We start from the raw sequence: 19,675 nt of genomic DNA, 5'->3' as shown, positions 1-19,675 counted from the left end.
AAACGATATCAAAATCCGCCCGGTTCTTTACAGGTTTAACGTTTAACATGTACTCTCTTCGACGTTAGCTTGACAAGCCCTTTTTCCTCCTCGAACAGACGGGATTACGACGGTATGCATGAACTGAAAGACACAATCGGCGCCACTGGAGCCAGCACGACGACTGGACCAAGGACATTGCGCCAGCAGAACTTGGACGTTGATTTGGTAGTGGTTGGCGGGGGACTTTCTGGCGTTTGCGCTGCGATTACCGCTGCGCGTCAGGGCGTACGAACCGCACTGGTGCAAGACCGCCCCGTGCTTGGAGGAAATGCGTCCAGCGAAGTGCGGCTGTGGGTATTGGGTGCGACCTCCCACATGGGCAACAACAATCGCTGGGCCCGCGAAGGCGGCGTGATTGATGAGTTTCTCGTGGAGAACATGTGGCGCAACCCGGAAGGGAATGCCGTGGTTTTTGATTCCATTCTGCTGGAATGGACATTGCGTGAATCCAACATCACACTGCTGCTCAACACCGCAGTGGATTCCGCCGAGACAGAAGCCGGAGAAGGTCGCATTACAAGTGTGAGTGCATTCTGCAGTCAAAACCAGAATCGCTACAACATCACAGCGCCGCTCTTTTGCGACGCATCTGGTGACGGCATCCTTGGATTTCTTGCCGGTGCGGCCTTCCGTGTGGGTGCGGAATCGCGCGCGGAGTTCGGGGAGTTGCTGGCTCCCGAAACAGAGGATCACTCGCTGTTAGGGCATTCGCTCTACTTTTACACCCGCGATACTGGGAGGCCCGTGAAGTATGTGCCCCCTGCATTCGCATTGAAGGACATCACTGCGATACCGCGTTTTCGTGAACTGCGCGTGACGGACTCCGGATGCCGTCTGTGGTGGCTGGAGTATGGCGGCGCTCGCGACACGGTGTATGAAACGGAAGAGATCAAGTACGAGCTATGGAAGGTTGCTTACGGTGTCTGGAATTACATCAAGAACTCAGGTGAATTCCCAGAAGCAGAGACACTGACGCTTGAATGGATGGGGACCATCCCTGGCAAGCGCGAAAGCCGCCGCTTTGAGGGCGACTACATGCTGACGCAGCAGGATGTGATTGAACAACGTCATCACGACGATGCAGTCAGCTTCGGCGGGTGGGCTGTGGATCTGCATCCACCGGATGGTGTCTACAGCCCTCAGCCTGGTTGCACGCAGTGGCACAGCAAAGGTGTCTACACCATCCCGTATCGCACCATGTACAGCCGCAATGTGCCGAACCTATTTCTTACAGGGCGCATTCTCTCGGCATCGCACATCGCTTTTGGTTCCACGCGAGTGATGGCAACATGCGCGCATAATGCGCAGGCAGTCGGCATGGCAGCAGTGTTCTGCAAGAACGAGAAGCTCCTGCCGCGCGACCTAACACCGCCAGCGCACATAGCTCGTCTGCAACAGGCTCTCCTTGCACACGGACAACATATTCCCGGCGTTCGTTTGCACGACGTACAGGACAAGGCGTGGAGCGCAGACATTACGGCCAGCTCCACCCTGAGACTTGCGGAATTGGAAGCCTCTGGGGAGTGGGAGACGCTGTCGCAACCCTTGGCTCTTTTGATGCCGTTGGCTGCAGGTACTGTACCGCGTTTTACGTTGCTTGTGCGCGCCAAGGTGGCTACAGAACTCCGGTGTGAGTTGTGGACCGGAAGCCGTGAAGGCAATACCACTCCCGACGTGAAACTGGACACAGTGACTGTTGCACTCAAGGAAGGTGAACAGGACGCACTGATCGCGTTTTCTACTAGCATGTCCAGCGAGGCTCATGCCTTTGTCATGCTGCACACCAACGAAGATGTGTCTGTTGCCTTGAGCACCGAGCAGGTGACAGGCATTCTCACTCTCGCCCAGAAGATGAATAAAGCAGTTGCGAAGAGCTTGGTTCAGTCGCCGCCCGAAGGTTCAGGCGTAGACACCTTTGCATTCTGGCTCCCTACGCGGAGGCCACAAGCACGCAACCTGGCCATGCGATTTGAGCCAGCACTTGATCTATTCCATGCAGAGAACGTGCGCAATGGAATTGCGCGCCCATGGAGCGGTGTGAATGCATGGCTGCCAGCGAAGAACGATGCACGACCTACATTGAAATTAACCTGGGATGAATCCCAAACCATTCGTGAAATCGTGGTTAGTTTCGACACGGACTTTGATCACCCAATGGAGTCTGTATTAATGGGGCATCCGGAGCGTGTGATGCCAGCGTGTGTCACCGCATTTGAGGTTCGTGCGGGAGACAAAGTCTTGACTCATGTGGAAGAGAACCATCAGACGCGCTACACATTCCATCTTGCAGAGCCAATCACGACTGGAGAGCTCACCGTAAGTATTTTGGGGCATGGTGATGCAATCCCGGCGATCTTTGAAGTACGTTGCTACTGATCGTAAAAACAGGAGAGCGCCGTGGAGAAGCAGGATAGCCGGATGAGCGCGCGGCAGTGGCAGTTGGTGGTATGGCTCTTTCTGATCGCGTTGGTGAACTACTTCGATCGGCAGAGTCTTTCCGTTGTCGCGCCGCGCATGCAGGCGCTGTTGCATCTGAATGACCAGGGCTACGCTCACATCGTCAGCCTTTTCCTTTTTGCCTCTGCCATCGCTTATGGCATCTCAGGCTTCATCTCTGACCGACTCGGCACGCGTCGGTCCATGGCGCTTTTTGTAGGTTGGTGGTCTCTTGCGGAAGCTGCGACCGCTTTCGTACATACGGCATGGCTTCTCGGCCTTGCCCGTTTCTGTTTGGGGCTTGGTGAACCGGGATTGTGGGTGGCTGCACCAAAGGCTGTCGGCGAAACCTTCGATGAAAAGCGCCGACCACTGGTGATCTCCATTTACACAATGGGCGCAACAGTCGGTGCAATCGTAGCGCTGCCGATCATCACCGCAGTCACAACGCATCTACCATGGCGTTCCATCTTCCTCATGGATGGCGTTGCCGGTTTACTTCTCGTTCCTGTGTGGTTCTGGATCTATCGCAGCAACGAAGGTGCTGCGTCGCAACAGCCGGCAAAGGCTAGTGCCATGGCCGTGCTGCGGCGCTCCGCAACATGGAAGCTTCTTATCGCGCGTAGCATCACAGATCCCGTTTGGTACTTCCTGCTGTTCTGGTTCCCGAAGTATCTTCTCAGTGCGCGCCACCTTCCATTGGGTTCTGTGGCGAAGGTCGGATGGATTGTCTATGCGGGCGGTGGGCTCGGTACGTTGATGGGCGGCTTGATTTCTGGCCATCTCATACGTTCTGGATTGCGCCCTGGCTTAGCCTATCGGCGCATCATGCTTGTGGCAGCCTGCATTGTTCCTTTGAGCCCGCTCGCAGCATTCGTTCCTGGAACGCTTTCGTCCATCCTGATTGCCGCGCTGATCGCATTCGCGCATATGGGATGGCTGGCCACGCTTACAGCGGTGTTGGTGGATCTGTATTCGCAACAGCAGTTAGGCAAGGCGGCAGGTCTGATCGCGATGGGCAGCGGCTTTGGTGGGATGCTTTCCAGTGAAGCGGTTGGGTATCTTGTCATGCATGGCGGCTATACGCCGGTATTTTGCTTGATGGCTATCTTGCACCCCATTGCCATTACGCTGCTGTGGCCGGTGTATACCAGCAGGGAAGAAGGTCACCTGCCACAGCAGCTTGAAGTGGCTACGGAAGTTCCGTCTTAAACAACTGCTGCACTATCGGGTAGCTATCACGCTTCTGACGCATGAAGTCCACCACACCCCAACTGCGAATGCCGTTGTCCGGTGTGCCGCCAATGAACGACCGATAATCTGCCCAGGTCCACAGCGAACCGCCAACCATCCACGGACGCGCTTTCATTGCATTCACGGCATCGGTGATGTCCGCAATACGTTTAGGATCGTGCAACCCCGGTTCTCCCATCTTGCCAAACTCAGTTACAAAGATTGGCTTGTCGGGATAAAGCTGGTGCGCGTAGTCAAAGCGCTTTGCATAATCACCGTAGACGTTGATCGAGACGAAGTCGCAATACTGGCTTGCATCATCAGAACCCTTCTTCACTGCAGGATCGCCTGTGTAGCGATCCGCAAACGTGATCAGGCGCGTTGGGTCCAACTTCAATGAGAACGCTCGCATGTCCCGTGTCCATGCCTTTCCTTCTTCTGTGTACGCCTCGTATTCATTGCCCACGCTCCACGCAATGACGGAAGGATGATTCCACTCCTGCTCGATCATCTCCTGCTGTTGCTTTTGAAAGCGCTGTCGAATATCAGGATCAGCCATCTGCCATGAACTCATGTTCCAGTTGCCAGCTTCAGGAATGATCAACATGCCGTGCTTGTCCGCGAAATCTAGTAGCGCTGGGGGCTGCGGGTAGTGCGCGATGCGCATCATGCGCATGTTCAACGCGAGCATGTCACTCATATCCCGTTCGATGGTTGCATCCGATTCAATCAATCCATCCAGTGGATCTTCACCTACACGATTAGCTCCATATAAGTGAACAGTTTTGCCGTTGAGCTGCAGTTCTGTCCCAACGACGCGAATGTCACGCACGCCAACTTTTGCATCAAGCGCATCACCGGCCGTCTGTAGATGCGCTTCATAGAGGAAAGGATCAGCGACACTCCAAAGGTGTGCGTGCGACAGTTTGCCTGTCCAGGTGAGTTCCTCGTCGCTGTTGGCGGCAATACGTTTGTGAGGGAATGACATGGCAAGCCCAGCTACGGTTCCTGTAACGTCGGCTGTGTGATCGGTGTTGCTACCGTTGTGAGCCCACGCATGAACAGTGATGGTGGCATCACCTGTCTTCAAATCTGGTTTCGTATCTACCTTCATGTTGCGGAGATACACTGCATCTGTAACCAGCAGGCTCACCGGCCGCACAATGCCGCCATAGGGAAGCCACCCCACAACTGTGATGCGGCCGTTGTTATTCGCTGATGAAGGATTGCCCGTCGCCAATGCCGGAATAGAACTGATGGTGGGCGTGTTGTTTGTCTCCACCAGAATGCGGTTCTTGCCCGGCTTCAGGAGTGAGGTCACATCGTATTCAAACGCTGTGTAACCGCCTTCGTGTGTTCCCAGACGCTTGCCATTCACCCAGACGGTTGCCACGTCATACACTGCATCGAAGTGAAGACGAACAACCTGACCAGGCTTGAGGGATGGTGCATCGAAGTCGCGCTGATAAAGTGCTGAGCCAATGTAATGACGCCACCGTTCCGTGCCTGTCCAACAATGAGGAACTTCTACCGGAACCGGATTATCCAGTGTCGTTTTGAAAGTCCAACCGCTGCCATCCAATGAGATTCGTTCCGCGGCAAAGGCCGTGCTGGCAAATGTCATCAAGGCAAGTGCAGCAGCAGCGGTGGTGCGAAGGAAGTTCATCTGTTTGAGTCTCCTGTGTGTTCTTCCGTAAAGAAAAGCAGGACGGAGAAGGGATTCTCCATCCTGCAGAGTGGGGAGGCGGTCTTCCAATCCTTAGAAGATGATCTTGCCAGCAAGCTGCAGCGACCGTCCATCCGCAGCCGAACTGATTACACCAAAGGAAGAGCTGGTATTGCAGCCACCCGCTCCAGCTACAGCGCAACCCGGGCTCACGCCGTTACCGTTGACGACCGGGTTGGTTGAAGCGCCGAAGCCGGTTCCGGGCATACCGAAGTTCGGATGGTTCAGGAAGTTAAATGCTTCCGCTCGCAGTTGCAGTTTGAAGCGGCCATAGATATCTGTTGTTTTGAAGATGGAAAGATCGAAGTTCTGGGTTCCAGGTCCACGAACATGAGGCAGAGTGCGCGGAACGTTGCCAAAGGTGTAGTCATCTGGATTCTGGAAGGCTAGTGTGTTGAACCATGCATTGATGTTCTGGTTCTTGTTCACCACGCTCACACCCGGAACATAGTTCGGACGTGTTGCAGTCCCTTGTGAGTTTGCACCCGTGATGATGAGCGGTGTACCCGTTTGGAAAACGCCGATCAGGTTGAGCTGGAATCCGCCAACTACTCTGTTTAACAATCCGCTGTGCAGATCAAAATGTTGTCCTTTACCGAAAGGCAGGTTGTAGAGTGCACTGACCGTAGCGCGCTGTGAAACGTCCGACGGATCGAGCGAGTATTCGGCAGAGCGGTTGTAGGGATTCTGATAGCCATTGTTCGATGCAAGGCCATTCAGATATGCCAACGGTGAATTCACACTGTCCGTGAGAAGCTTGCCCATGGTGTATCCGAAGAGAACGGTGAGACCATTCTTTGCCTGCCGTTGTGCTGACAGTTCCAGATAATCCGCGTGCAGGTTGCCCACATGCGCGTTGTACGTCGTGATGTTCGAGTAGTAGGGGAAGGGGTTGAGCAATGTCTGTCGCGACACCGTTGTAGCGCCGAGTGAGCCTGCGAACTTGCCGGAATAAGGGTTGGCAACCTGAGTTTGCAAGTAAGTCTTACCCAAGGAGAAGTAGCTGGGATTCAGCGAATTGATGTTCCAGCCACCCGCTGGGAGATGAACGCCGTGATTGCCCACATATGTCGCTTGTAATACGACATCGTACGGAACCTGCCGTTGCACGCTCAATGTGTATTGCTGTGACTGAGGCGACTTCCACGCGCCTGGTGTTTGATAGCCCACGGCCTGGCCGAGGAAGCCGAGTGGACCATACGATGCGCCTCCGGGCTGCAGTGGGTCATAAGGGAATCCATTTTTGAACTGGAACGCAGCCTGATTGGTCGTTGCGCTGTAGTTGGTGCTGGTGGATGAGAAACCATTTGTCTGGCCGGTATAGATGGAGTTAAAGAACAGTGGATAGTAGATGCCAAAGCCGCCACGCAGTACAGTCTTGCCATCGCCCGTGAGCTGATAGGCGAAGCCAAAGCGCGGACCAAAGTCGCGATAGCTTTCCGGAACGAAGTTGCGACCTACACCCGGGGTATTCGCATACTGCATGATGCCGGTATAGCCACCAGAGCTGAGCGTCGGATTGAAATTGCTATAGCCGTTGTTCTGCTCAAAGGGTTGCTGCTGAAAGTCATAACGCAGACCAAGATTCAACGTCAGACGATCGGATACGGACCAATCATCCTGGATGAAACCAGACACGCTAAACGCGCGGTCTAACTCGCCAAGATTTGTTGTGATGCCAGCCGAACTAACGGCGCCCGCAAGAAACGTTGCGTAAGTATTTCCAGTATTCGTTGTTCCCGCGGCGGCAGCTTTTCCGGATGGGTCTTGCGTAAGACTGGCTGCAAAGCTGAAGCTTCCGGATGGTGTGTTGCGTTGTAGGTTCGCACCGGCGTTGTAACGCCAGTCGAAACCGAAGCTAAGGGCATGACGCTGGATGACCTTGCTGACCGTGTCTGTAACTTCCGGCAGCGTGTAGGCGCGATAGCCGATGGTCTGATTGGAACCAGGTAGTCCGTTGCTCACGGTGGGAATTGCAAAGTTGGGAACGTTTGAGGGAAGTCCCAGTTTCTGCGGCCAGTTCTGGCCCGCGCTTGCTGCTTGGAAGGGGAACTCCTGGCGCTCGATGGAGAGCCGAAGATCGTTGATCAGAGAAGAAGAGAAGACATGTGTATCACCAATGAGTAGTTCTTCCGCAGTGTATGTGTCATAGCGGTTGGCGACGATTGGATTGGGATAGTAAGTACCTCCGCCAGTGCCACCATTGGTGTAGTTCTGATAGTAGGCAAAGCGTGCAAAGAGCGTATCCTTCTCGCCCAGGTGGTAATCCACACGAGCGAGTGCGTTGTACATGTGAGACAAACCCTGCGCGTTAAACAGGTAGTTGTTTGTGTTGGTGCGCTGCTGCGCAACCGTTGCCGGTGTGTTATTCGGAAGCGGATAGAAGTTGTTCTGATAAGCGACCGCAACCGGATCGAGATTCGTTATCTGATTGTTCGCATAACGCTGACGCGTGTAGACCGTGTTTCCGCCCGAGGTCGTCGTTGTAGTGGTGTACGGGTTATAAAGCGGAATAAAGTTGCCATTGGCATCGATCAACTGGCTGAAGTCACCTGCTCGTTGCGCGGCGGTCGGTACACTGAGGAATTGCGGCGATGCCTGCTTGAACTGGTAGGTTTCGAAGTTGCCGAAGATGTACGCCTTATTCCTGATAATTGGCGCGCCCATGGCTCCGCCGAACTGGTTGTAACGAAGCACGGGTTTTGCGACCACGCCGGTGCGCGCAAAATAATTGCGTGCGTTGAACACGTCGTTTCGCAGAAACTCATAGGCCGAACCGTGAATGCTATTCGTGCCGCTGCGGCTAACCAAATTCACAACCCCGCCCAGCGTGAAGCCATACTGAGCAGAGAAAACGCCGCTTTGCACCTTGAATTCCTGGATCGCATCCACTGTTGGATTGACTGCGATTTCACCAGTCGTCGTGGAAAGATTGCTCTGACCATCGAGAATGTAAGAGTTCGATCCAGTGGGCGAACCGTTGATCGAGATTGCCGAAAGGTTTGTACCGCGGTTTGCAAAGCCGGACTGTGCCACCGTGGTGTTGATACGAACGCCCGGAGTCAACGTCGTGAGAGCGATCGTGTTGCGGCCATTCAGCGGCAATTCTTCAATGGATTTTTCTCCAATCACGGCACCTAGCGTTGCAGAAGTCGTATCAAGTGCGGCTGCCTGCGTTGCTTCGACTACTACCGTATCGTTTACGCCACCAACGGTCAGTGTGGCATCTTCATCCACGCGCTGTCCTACAGTTACGATGACGTGGCTTATGACTGATTTTCCGAAGCCATCCCGAGTGACTGTAACGCGGTAGTTGCTGCCTGGATTCAATGGCGGAGAACTGTAGAATCCTGCGTCGTTAGTCTTCAGATGGATGACGTCGTTACGGTCTACATTTTCAATATCGACAGTGGCATTTGGAACCACGGCGCCGCTGGAATCGTGCACCGTTCCAGAAATGTTGCCCGTTCCTTGCTGCGCATAGAGCGGAAGCGCACACAGGAAAATGGGCGTAGCCAGCACTGCTGTTCGTGCCAGTTGCGTTTGCCTCAAGGACTTCAACATACCTTCACCCCAGGATAGGTCTGCGTTCTTTTATGTGTTGCTACTTACCCAATCCAGAACTCGAAGCTCTGCGGAGGAACCGTAATCACGAGGTCCGTAGATACTTTCTTGCTGGAAAGAGAAACGTCACGTGACTGCAAGGTGTAACGATGGCCGCTTAATTGGGCGGAACGAATTCCATGCAGATGAAACTGGAACGGTGTAGTGCCACGATTGGAAAGAGCAACGCCCAATCGGCCGTTCTTCGAACGCCAGACGAGAATGCGTTGGTCATTACGGACTTCGCTCTCATCGACGGCAAGCCGCGTCGAATCCCACGGTAGGTACTTCAAAAATCCCGCGATTGCGTTGTAACTGTGCGGGTTGTAATCCCAATGCCCCGGTTGAATCGCCGGTGCAATGTTGTTCTTCAACTCACCGTCAGGACGCCAGAACCCCAACGCATATCCGGTGGCTTCTAAATTCGAAACAGGCTTCATCGCATGGAGCCAGTACCAGACTGGCGAATCCTCAAACGTCATCCAGTTCATCAGCGCTTGCCCTGTGTTCATGAAGTAGGCATCAACTGGCATGTTCTTGTCCCAGGACTGATACTCGAATTCGTTTTGGTAAACCGCTTTACCTTCTGCACCTGCGAGATATTTCTCGCGTAGTGTGATCTGGTCGTTCGAATTGTGGCCAATCTGATGCCATGTCCAAGCATCAATCTGTTTCAACAACGCGGGGTCTTTACGAATCTCAGCAGCGTATGTGCCAGCAGGGCCATCCCAGCTTGGTGCATGAATCTCCACAGCAGGGAACAGTGCGTGAACCTTCGGTGCGGTGGCTGCAAGGACGGTGTAATAGTCCTCCGGAGAATAGAAGCAGGTCGAGTACGACTGCCCCTTATCCGTGCCTGCGGCAGCGCCGGGACTTGACTTTAAGTGGCCAACCACCGGCTCATTCTGAAGACCCCATTGCGCGATATGTAATCCGTGAGATTGCAGATAGCGAAGGTCCTGCACCATCGCATCACTGAACTGCCCCACAAACTGCGGATCATGCGCAGCGATGGGGCCGCCATAATAAGTTTTGTTCTGCTTCCAATACGGCGCGGGTGACCAGTACTCAACATCAAAGCCCTGGATGCCAGATAGATCCTGCATCTGTTTCAGGTCAGCCATCTGTCCTGGATAACGCTCCACAATGTGTTTCTGCTCTGCATCCAGGCCGCGTAAATAAAGGCCCATCGCCAGCCGCGCATAACGGAAGCCATGCAGCATCTCTTTTGCGAAGCGCACCTTCTCTTCAGGCGTTAGATCATGCGGAACAGCGATCACTTCTTCGGGCATCCCTGCATTGCCAGATGCGATGGAGTCGCTTTGGATTTCGAATCCGAGCCCACGAATCACCTGATGTGGCTGGTCATACCGCAGCGTGTAGTCGCCTCGATTTTGCGCAACAGCGCAGACGGGAATAGCCGCAAACAGCATGCGTATCGCGATGGATCGGCATGGATGCTGCGCGATTCGAGATGTGATTCGGGAAATTTCGAATGACATGGTTAACCGATTAACTAGACGGCGGCGAGATTAGAAAAACTGTGAATGCATTGTCAAGACCTTTTCTCGTGCCAGCTTTGTTTTCAAGGAAAAGGTTACGTATAGGGCTTGAATAGCTGTTAGTACAGGCGAATTTCGTAGATGGCTGCAGAAGGGTCGCCATGTGTTGCAAGCACTACAACGCGCATGCGATCTGTGCGAAGCGGTTCGGCGAATGCGACTACGTTTCTTCGCTGATAGTTACCGCGAACTTCGGAGACAGTGCGCCAATTTTCACCATCGTGAATTTGGACGTCGTAATCGCGAACACACTGCGGATCGCGATACATCGGCGCGTAGGCGTGGTATTCCCGCAGTAGATGACCGGGGAAAGTCAGGATCATTTCCGAAACGTTTTGTGGTGTTGTCCAGTCCAGTTCCAGCCACTGTGGAAGCGGTTGTGCTGGATCCGATCGCCACAGATTTGTGGTGGCATGCGGGCGCGTTACTCCACTCAAAACGTTTGCGGGGGAGTACGACCTTTGAGGCGGTTCTACCTGCATGGAGAGCGTCACACCGCTTGAATAGCGGCGCATCTTGCCTGGCGACATTTCAAACGCAGACACATGTCCCGGCTCCACCGCGTTTGCAACATGCCATTGCACGTGAGGATTGGGCAGCAGGTCTACGCGGATGTAAGAGTCTTGTTGAAGCGCTGTATCTGCGGGGACATGCCACTCAATCCACTGTTTCGGCCCAGGAAACAAGATGATTTCACCTGTGCAGAGTTCCATTGCATCATCCACGCGGTAATCCCAGATGTGCTGCACTTCCATGAGCTTCACTGAGACACGCTGCGGTATTTCGCTTGTATTCGAGAGACAGAAGCGAAGCGTTTGCAGCCTCTCTCCACCTAAGGCGATCCACTGTCCACGGCGTTGCAGCAACTCCTCGCGCAGAGGCACAGCTTGATCGCGCCAGAAGGCGAGGCCTTCGTGCGCGCCGTGACTTTCCGGGCCCACGCCTGCGAAACGTGCTTCGCTTGATGCAGATACTGTGGCGCGTTGAGCCAGGTCGCCTGTGTCTTCATTCTTTATATTTGGCAGGAAGCAACCCTCTCGAAGGAGAGTCTGCTGCACATGTTGGTATTGAGTTGATGCAATGTGTGCGGGGGAAGTGTTCTGTTGAGCCGCCAACGCGGCTGTTACTCCGGCGGCCTGTCCCATCAATGCGGTTGTCGCCATTACGCGCACGGTAGCCAATGCACAATGCGTCGCACTGACGTTGCGGCCTGCCATCATCAGGTTATCGACATCTTTCGAAACAAGGCTCCGCAAAGGAATGCCATAAGGGCCAGCATAAGAGCGCGCGGCATAATCGCTTGTTTCGGAATAGCCTTCCGCGCTTGCTGGCTCACTGGTAGGCGCCAGCAACCCTCCCGGTGTATGGATGTCAATGAACCAACCACCGAAGGCGATCTCATCTTCGTGAACGGTGGCGCGGATCGCATCCCATTCGTTCATCAGATAGAGGCCCATGATGCGACGGCTTTCGCGCTTTCCGGGAACTTGACCTATCCAATCCAGCGCCCAGTTTTCCGCCAAGTTCATCGTTTTAGGATCGCGATTCTTGATCCAGTCCCACACACCTAACGTGTGCCGCGTAAGCTCATGACGAATCTCTTCTGCTTGATGGATCGTGTCGTATGGCACACCGATCTCAATCCACCAATAACCACCGCGAATCTCTTTGGGTAGACGTCCCTGGTCATAGAAGAACCGTGCATCGTCATAATGCATGGCCCAGTCGGGCCGTTTAAAGGGAACAGGGCGCCCCATATCACGCGCGCGAAAGTGAATGGAGTTTCCCATAATGTCGCCGTTGGCGACGGTAGGAGCGTGGGGCTCGTTGAACTCGACTTTGCCCTCGCTGCCCATGCGCCATTCGCAGCCCGCCTCGGCTGCAACCATGCCATCACCCGTGCAATCGATGAAGACCTTGGCTTCCAACGTAAGGTCTACTTCCGCATTGCCAATGCGGCAGCGCACTGCCTTAAGTGTGCGTCCATCCATCTCAACGCCAAGCACTGTGGTGTTCAAATGCAGTGTCAGGTTAGGTGTGCGCTGCACCAGGTCGTACTGCACCATGTCCCACACGGAGTTGGTCCAGCCATTCTCGAAAATCTCTTCGTGGTTTTGTGCGCGCTCTTCAATTAAGAGTTCTGAGAGAATGCCGGTTTCGCGGGCGTACGCATGAAAAGCAGCAGCGCCATGCGGTGTGACACGAACTTCAGACGAGCTGTTGCCGCCTAGCACCGGCCTGTCCTGCACCAGGCATGTTGCCGCGCCTCCACGCGCCGCTGCAATGGCCGCACATACACCTGCCAAACCCCCACCACACACCACCACGTCATACTGTTCTGTCTGCTGCTTCATCCCTGTCCTCCTACAACTGCACGCGATCCAATGCGCCACCACAACAGCAGGGCGGCGAGCGGATGCAATATGCACAACCCGTAGAACACAGGCGTATAGCCATGTGTCTGAATACTTGAACCAATGGCCGCCGCTGTGAGCAACCCGCCCGCGGCGCTTGCCGAGCCAATCATGCCTTGTACAGTCGTGGCCATGGAACGCGGAAACAGATCCAGCGTCATCACAGTGGCATTCGTCATCCATGCCATGTGGCATAACGCCAGCCCGCTAAGTACCGTGATTGCGGCGCTGGTGCTATGCAGATGCGGCACGGTGCAAAGTGCAAACATGCATGCCGCTACAGGCAACATGATGACGAAGCGGGCACGCAATGCACCGAAACGCGGCACAAGTTTTCCCGAGATAAATCCGCCAAGCAAAGAGCCTATGTCCGCGGCAACGTAAAGAATCCAGAGCGTAGTACCCACTGTTTTCAATGTGAGTCCATGCGTATCCTGCATGTACTTCACGGACCAGAACAGAAAGAAGTACCAAACGCTGTCGGTCATAGTGCGCGTGATAAGTAGCGCTGCGATATGTGGCTGGCGTAATACCGTGAGCCAAGGCACTGATGCTGCGCGTTCACGCTGAACCGCAGGGTCGCGATACAACAGCATCCAAACAGCCGCTAATAAAGCACCAATCGCTCCGGTGACAAAGAACGCAGAACGCCATCCAAATGCTGTTGCCAGGCCTGCGGCGATGGGGACGGCGATAGCTGCACCCAATGTGCCGCCCATGCTGTAGATGCCTACTGCAATGGAGCGCTCGCGCTCGTTGAACCAATCCCCAGATGCGCGGAGGGAGGCAGTGTAATTCCCTGGTTCGGCTGCGCCAAGAGCGAATCGGCTTGTGGCAAGCGAGAAGAAACCGCGTGCGAAGCCTGTGCATGCATCGGCCACAGACCAGACCAAAAGAAACACACCCTGTGTCCAGCGCGCCCCGAAACGATCTACGAGCCGTCCGGAAAGGGTATACATCACCATGTACGCCAGCAGGAAAGCCTGCACAACATGGCCATAATCCACATCGGTCAAGTGCAGATCATGCTGCATCGTCACTGCGAGTACAGACAACGTTTGCCGATCGATGTAATTCACCACAGACGCCAGCAGTAGCAGTCCGGCATAGAGCCATCGTCGGGGACTGGTATGTGCAGCGTGCAACGTCGTCTTTCTTCCGCTTGCAACAGTCTCAACGCCCGTGAGGGGCGGCGGGGTGCTGACAGCCGAATCAGACGAAGTTTGGGAGCTCATAACAAGTTAACCGTTTAACGTCGATTAACCTAACAAGCTGCTTCCGCCTATGTCAAACACTTTTATTTGGGGCCAAACTAGGTCGTGTTTCCCGCAGAGAACGTGAAGGGGAGCAGAACACGCTGTGGTGGCCGTTCAGGCTTTTCAATGGCGTCAATCACCATGTCTGCTGCGAGCTGTCCCATTTCGAATACGGGAATAAAGAAAGCTGTGGGACGTGGCCGCAAGCCGCCTGCATTTGCGGAGTTGGCGCGCGCAAGAATGGCTACATCGCCCGGAGCGGACAGGCGCCGCGCTTCCATGTAGTCGTAAATATGCACTAGCAAAGTGTCGTCGGCAGCAAAGATGGCGGTTGGGCGATCCTTCTTGCGAGCGAACCAAGCGTCCATAATGCTGAACGCCTGTGTCTGGTCGTAATGCGTACAGCCAATATGCTCAGGCTTTAGCTCCAGACCAAAATCAATCATGGCCCTGCGCAGCCCCTGCAGCAGATGGATGTGGGTGGGCAGCGTGCTTTCGCCGCTCAGAAATGCGATGCGTTTATGGCCCCGCTGCACTAAGTAACGAATTGCGGCTTCGCCAATTGCCGCATCGTCCACGCCAACGTAATTCACAGGAGCGCGGCCGTAGTAGCTGTTCATCATGGCGAAGCGAATCTTCGCCTCATTCAACTCGTGAATGGTTTCGTTGATATCGCGTGCAGAACAGGAACGAGTGTTGATGAACAGTAAGCCATCCGTGAAGCGGCTTTCCAATATCTGATCGCGTGTTGTACGACCAGGCCTACCCGACGGCGAGAAGATCAGCAGGTTATAGCCACGCCGCATCAGCGTGGACTGAATCCCGGAGAGAGCCTGAGCGATGAATTGGTTGAAGAAGATCGGATCGCGCATGGGAACTACAAGCCCCAGCAGTCGGCTGCGCTTCTCAGCTAACGCCTTGGCCAATTCGTTAGGAGAATAGGAGAGCTCTTCAGCAATTTTGTAGATCAGGTCGCGCTTCGCGGCACTTACGCGTGTAGTGTTGCGGTCGTTCAGTGCAATGGAGACTGCTGCGATGGATACACCAGCGCGTTTGGCGATATCACTTAGCCGGGAAGCTGCCATGGAGCCAATCCTACCGTAATCCCACACGGAATGAACAACGGCAAACGCCCGTTCCTTACCTATAACGGTAGAGGAGCGGGCGTTTGTTGTTGCAGCTATATCGGGATTACTTTATGCAAGGTCAAAGCGGTCCAGGTTCATTACCTTTGTCCACGCAGCGACAAAGTCGTGTACGAACTTCTCTTGCGCATCAGAGGAACCGTATAGCTCAGCCAGTGCGCGAAGCTGCGAGTTGGAACCGAAGATAAGATCAGCGCGTGTTGCCGTCCATTTTGCAGCACCGGTTTTACGATCACGAATCTCAAACAACTCTCCATCGCTCGAGGTGGGCTTCCACTCGTTGTTCATGTCCAGCAGGTTTACGAAGAAGTCGTTCGTGAGGGATTCCTTGCGCGAAGTAAAGATGCCGTGTTTTGTGGCGCCGTAGTTCGCGTTCAAGGCACGCATACCTCCAACAAGCACCGTCATCTCCGGAGCGGTAAGAGTCAGCAATTGCGTCTTGTCCAGGAACAGGGCTTCGGAAGGAATGCTGTACTTGCCCTTTACGTAGTTGCGGAAGCCATCAGCAACAGGCTCCAGTACACGGAACGACTCTACGTCCGTCTTCTCCTGAGTGGTATCCATGCGGCCGGGAGTGAAGGGAACAGTGATGTCGAATCCTGCGTTCTTTGCGCCCTTTTCCACGCCCACGCTTCCAGCGAGAACGATTAGATCGGCCAATGAAATCTTCTTGCCGCCAGTGAGTTTGCCGTTGAAGTCTTTCTGGATGCCCTGCAGCACGCCGAGTACTTTGGCAAGCTGCGCAGGCTGATTCACTTCCCAGTTCTTCTGCGGCTCCAGGGCGATACGCGCGCCGTTTGCGCCACCGCGCTTATCCGAGCCACGGAAGGAGGAAGCGGATGACCATGCGGTATATACCAGTTCAGGGATCGTGAGGCCCGAAGCTGCAACTGCCTTCTTGATTTCGGAGATATCGTTTTCGTCCACGACCTTGTGATCCAGAGCGGGAATCGGATCCTGCCAGATCAACTCTTCCGCAGGAACGTCTGGGCCCAGGTAGCGTGACTTCGGACCCATATCGCGATGCGTCAGCTTGAACCATGCACGCGCGAATGCATCTGCAAGCTTGTCAGGGTTCTCGTAGTAATCGCGCGAAATCTTTTCGTAGATGGGATCGAAACGCAGTGCCAGATCCGACGTCAGCATCCTGGGCTCGATCTTCTTCGAGGCATCAAACGCATGAGGCACGGTGCCAGCACCGCCGTTGTTCTTGGGCTTCCACTGGTGCGCGCCTGCTGGGCTCTTTGTCAGTTCCCATTCGTACTCAAATAGGTGCGTGAAGAAGTCGTTGCTCCACTGCGTTGGCTTGGTTGTCCAGGTCACTTCCAAGCCGCTGGTGATGGCATCCGCGCCTTTTCCTGAGCCAAACTTGTTGTGCCAACCAAGACCCTGCATTTCCAGCGGAGCACCTTCCGGCTCCGGACCAACGTTGTCTGCTGGGCCCGCTCCATGCGTTTTGCCGAACGTGTGGCCACCGGCAATCAGCGCAACGGTTTCCTCGTCATTCATGTGCATACGGCCAAACGTTTCGCGGATGTCATGAGCTGAAGCGATTGGATCAGGATTGCCGTCCGGGCCTTCCGGATTTACGTAGATCAAGCCCATCTGAACAGCCGCCAGCGGATTCTCCAGTAGGCGCTCATTTTTGCCTTCGGCTGTGCGGTCTGTCTCAGTTTCGTGGATCGGAGCATCTGCAGGCAGCGTTGCTGTGCCGCCCTTGGCATAGCGATGATCGCCACCCAGCCACGTGGTCTCAGTACCCCAGTAAACATCTTGCGCTGGCTCCCATACATCGGAGCGGCCACCGGCAAAGCCGAAGGTCTTGAAGCCCATCGATTCCAAAGCGATATTGCCTGTGAGGATGAGCAGGTCAGCCCATGAAATCTTGTTGCCATACTTCTGCTTTACTGGCCAAAGTAGGCGACGTGCCTTGTCCAGACTTACGTTATCCGGCCAGCTATTCAGCGGAGCAAAACGCTGGAGGCCTTGTCCAGCACCGCCGCGACCATCGCCCATGCGATAGGTGCCAGCACTATGCCATGCCATGCGGATAAACAGTGGGCCATAGTGGCCAAAATCGGCAGGCCACCAGTCCTGCGATGTGGTCATAACGGCGTGCAGGTCCTTCTTCACTGCTTCGAGATCAAGACTGTTGAAGGCGTCCTTGTAATTGAAATCTTTGTCCATGGGGTTGGACAGTTCGGAATGCTGATGGAGAATGCCAAGCTTCAGCGCATTGGGCCACCAATCCTGGTTGGATGTGCCTTGGCCTGCTGCATGATGGCTGGGGGCGCCTGCGCCGGGCTGATGAAACGGGCACTTCGATTCGCTGGACATATATTTCTCCTCTTCTTACTTGTGAAGAACTGCGTGCCTTGCAAGGTCTGGCTGCACCATCGCACGGCATTATGAATTGTTTGTGACGGCGAAGACTCACACCGCTGAGCGAGATTGAATGTAGCACCGAGGCAATGGATAGGGGAAATACATAATTCGCATGCGAGGCATAGAATAAAGCTATGGAAATACAGCAGCTCCGATACGCCTGCGCAGTTGCGGAAACAGGTAGCTTCAGCCGCGCTGCGGAGTCCTGCCATATTGCGCAACCGTCCCTATCGCAGCAGATTCAAAAGCTGGAAGAAGACTTGGGAGCAAGGTTATTTGATAGGCTTGGCCGTCGCGTGCGACTTACGGAAGCAGGGCAGGCATTTCTTCCGCATGCAAGAACGATCCTGTCGCAGCTTGACGCAGCACGTAACAGCGTTGCGGAGACGTCGGCAGACACACAGGGCAAGATCACAGTCGGCGTTATTCCAACCATCGCTCCGTATCGGATGCCTGGTTACACTGCAGACTTTACGCGGAAGTTTCCGGTGGCGAAGCTGCGCATTGTGGAAGAGACAACACCCGTGCTGATTGATGGATTGCGTGATCTCTCCATCGACATCGCTATTCTCGCGTTGCCGCTGCGTCACAAGGATCTGGAGACATTCACGCTTCACACCGAACCACTCTTTGCCGCCTTACCGAAGACGCATCTCCTTGCTCGCAAAAAAGGTCTCACTATGAAAGAGCTTCGCGGTGAGTCGTTTGTGATGCTGCGTGATGGGCACTGTTTTCGCGATCTGACCATCGCTGCCTGCACACACGCGCGGATCACGCCGAATATTGCGTTTGAAAGTGGCCAGTTCAGTAGCCTGCTCGGCATGGTAGCAGCGGGGATCGGAGTGTCTATCGTGCCGGAGATGGCGGTTGATAGCAGTGCTGCATGTCATTACGCGAAGATCATGGATCCGCGAGCCTCTCGCACGATTGTGGCCGCTGTATTACGTGGTCGCAGCTTCAGCCATGTTCAGCGAGCATTTCTTGCCGGCATGGTGAGGCAGTCATCGCAAGGGAAGAGGTCTGCAAAGGCTGACTCATCCATAGCGGTGATCTCCTAGTGAAGTGCTTTTACCGTGAGCATCCGGTCCAGATGCACATAGCCGCCATCGACATGAATGTGTTGTCCGGTAGTGTGACTTGACTGCGTGGGAGATAGCAGGAAAACCGCAGTCGATGCAATCTCTTCTACGCGTGTCATGCGGTGCTCTAGCGGTACTTGCGCTGCGATATGTGCGACCGTGCCGTCGGGATCGGCCAGCGTACGCAGCCACTTTGTATATTGTGGCGTCATGACTTCAGCTGGAATGATGCAGTTCACGCGCACACCGAAGGGAATTAACTCTGCGGCCCATTCACGCGTCAGCGCCAGCAATGCGCCTTTGGACGCAGCATAGCCTGATGTGCCGCCTTGCCCTGTCACAGCAACTTTGCTGGCGACATTCAGGATGGAGCCGCGGCTGGTCTTTAACAGCGGTACCGCATGGTGAGCGAGTGCATAGCAATGCAGCAGGTTCAATGACAAACTACGCTGAAAGCCGTCAATCGAACCGTGCTCCAGCCCCACTCCGTCATTGAAACCTGCATTGTTCACCAACGCATCTAGGCGCCCGTACCGTTCATGCAGATATTCCACTGCGCTGCGGCAATGCTCTGGATCGTCGAGTTCCGTTACGCGAAGTTCGCAGGGAAGATGATGGTCCTGCATCTCCCGTATGAACTCCTCGACCCCTTCCGAGATGCGGCTGAGTATGAGTACACGTGCGCCTTCAGCAAGACAGGCGCGTGTGATTGCCTGGCCAATGCCGCTGCCGCCGCCTGTGACAAGAATGACGCTATCTTTCAGTCCAAGGTCCATTGCGTGTACTCGTAAATC

At 54.7% G+C, this 19,675-nt stretch carries 11 protein-coding genes; 3 read left to right on the top strand and 8 right to left on the bottom strand.

Going from position 1 to position 19,675, the window contains the following annotated elements:
- Nucleotides 1-114 precede the first annotated feature (114 nt).
- The gene (locus tag BLT38_RS11730) at nt 115-2,418 is read left to right on the top strand and encodes an FAD-dependent oxidoreductase (protein ID WP_083345344.1); all 2,304 of its coding nucleotides are present in this window, start codon (nt 115-117) and stop codon (nt 2,416-2,418) included.
- Between the two features lie 21 nt (nt 2,419-2,439).
- A complete protein-coding gene (locus BLT38_RS11725) occupies nt 2,440-3,690 on the top strand; it encodes an MFS transporter (protein WP_156785109.1) in 1,251 nt (416 codons plus the stop codon).
- On the opposite strand, the gene BLT38_RS11720 is transcribed toward BLT38_RS11725, so the two are convergent.
- The 7 genes from BLT38_RS11720 to katG form a co-directional block, all read right to left on the bottom strand.
- Nucleotides 3,671-5,377, bottom strand: coding sequence for a glycoside hydrolase family 2 protein (locus tag BLT38_RS11720; protein ID WP_083345342.1), 1,707 nt, complete (start codon nt 5,375-5,377; stop codon nt 3,671-3,673). The genes BLT38_RS11725 and BLT38_RS11720 overlap by 20 nt on opposite strands.
- 93 nt (nt 5,378-5,470) lie before the next feature.
- Complete coding sequence (locus BLT38_RS11715; protein WP_083345341.1) at nt 5,471-9,001, bottom strand: carboxypeptidase-like regulatory domain-containing protein; 3,531 nt, start codon at nt 8,999-9,001, stop codon at nt 5,471-5,473.
- 44 nt (nt 9,002-9,045) lie between these two features.
- On the bottom strand, nt 9,046-10,473 hold the full coding sequence (locus tag BLT38_RS11710) for a hypothetical protein (RefSeq protein ID WP_083345340.1): 1,428 nt from the start codon (nt 10,471-10,473) through the stop codon (nt 9,046-9,048).
- Between the two features lie 188 nt (nt 10,474-10,661).
- On the bottom strand, nt 10,662-12,956 hold the full coding sequence (locus BLT38_RS11705; protein WP_083345339.1) for an FAD-dependent oxidoreductase: 2,295 nt from the start codon (nt 12,954-12,956) through the stop codon (nt 10,662-10,664).
- Complete coding sequence (locus tag BLT38_RS11700) at nt 12,953-14,161, bottom strand: MFS transporter (RefSeq protein ID WP_172838250.1); 1,209 nt, start codon at nt 14,159-14,161, stop codon at nt 12,953-12,955. The genes BLT38_RS11705 and BLT38_RS11700 overlap by 4 nt, the downstream gene beginning before the upstream one ends.
- Before the next feature lie 167 nt (nt 14,162-14,328).
- Nucleotides 14,329-15,357 (bottom strand): LacI family DNA-binding transcriptional regulator, encoded by a 1,029-nt coding sequence (locus BLT38_RS11695; protein WP_083345337.1) that lies wholly within the window; start codon nt 15,355-15,357, stop codon nt 14,329-14,331.
- 111 nt (nt 15,358-15,468) lie between these two features.
- Complete coding sequence (katG, locus tag BLT38_RS11690; RefSeq protein WP_083345336.1) at nt 15,469-17,754, bottom strand: catalase/peroxidase HPI; 2,286 nt, start codon at nt 17,752-17,754, stop codon at nt 15,469-15,471.
- Between the two features lie 182 nt (nt 17,755-17,936).
- Between katG and BLT38_RS11685 the strand changes: the two genes are divergently transcribed.
- On the top strand, nt 17,937-18,860 hold the full coding sequence (locus BLT38_RS11685; protein ID WP_083345335.1) for a LysR family transcriptional regulator: 924 nt from the start codon (nt 17,937-17,939) through the stop codon (nt 18,858-18,860).
- Here the strand turns inward: BLT38_RS11685 and BLT38_RS11680 are convergent.
- Nucleotides 18,857-19,657 (bottom strand): SDR family oxidoreductase, encoded by an 801-nt coding sequence (locus BLT38_RS11680; RefSeq protein WP_083345334.1) that lies wholly within the window; start codon nt 19,655-19,657, stop codon nt 18,857-18,859. The genes BLT38_RS11685 and BLT38_RS11680 overlap by 4 nt on opposite strands.
- Between the last annotated feature and the right edge of the window lie 18 nt (nt 19,658-19,675).

Origin of the sequence: Terriglobus roseus (assembly GCF_900102185.1) — a bacterium.
GTDB lineage: Bacteria > Acidobacteriota > Terriglobia > Terriglobales > Acidobacteriaceae > Terriglobus > Terriglobus roseus_A.
The sequence above is the reverse complement of the archived record's forward strand: the minus strand, read 5'-3'. Positions and strand labels throughout refer to the sequence as shown.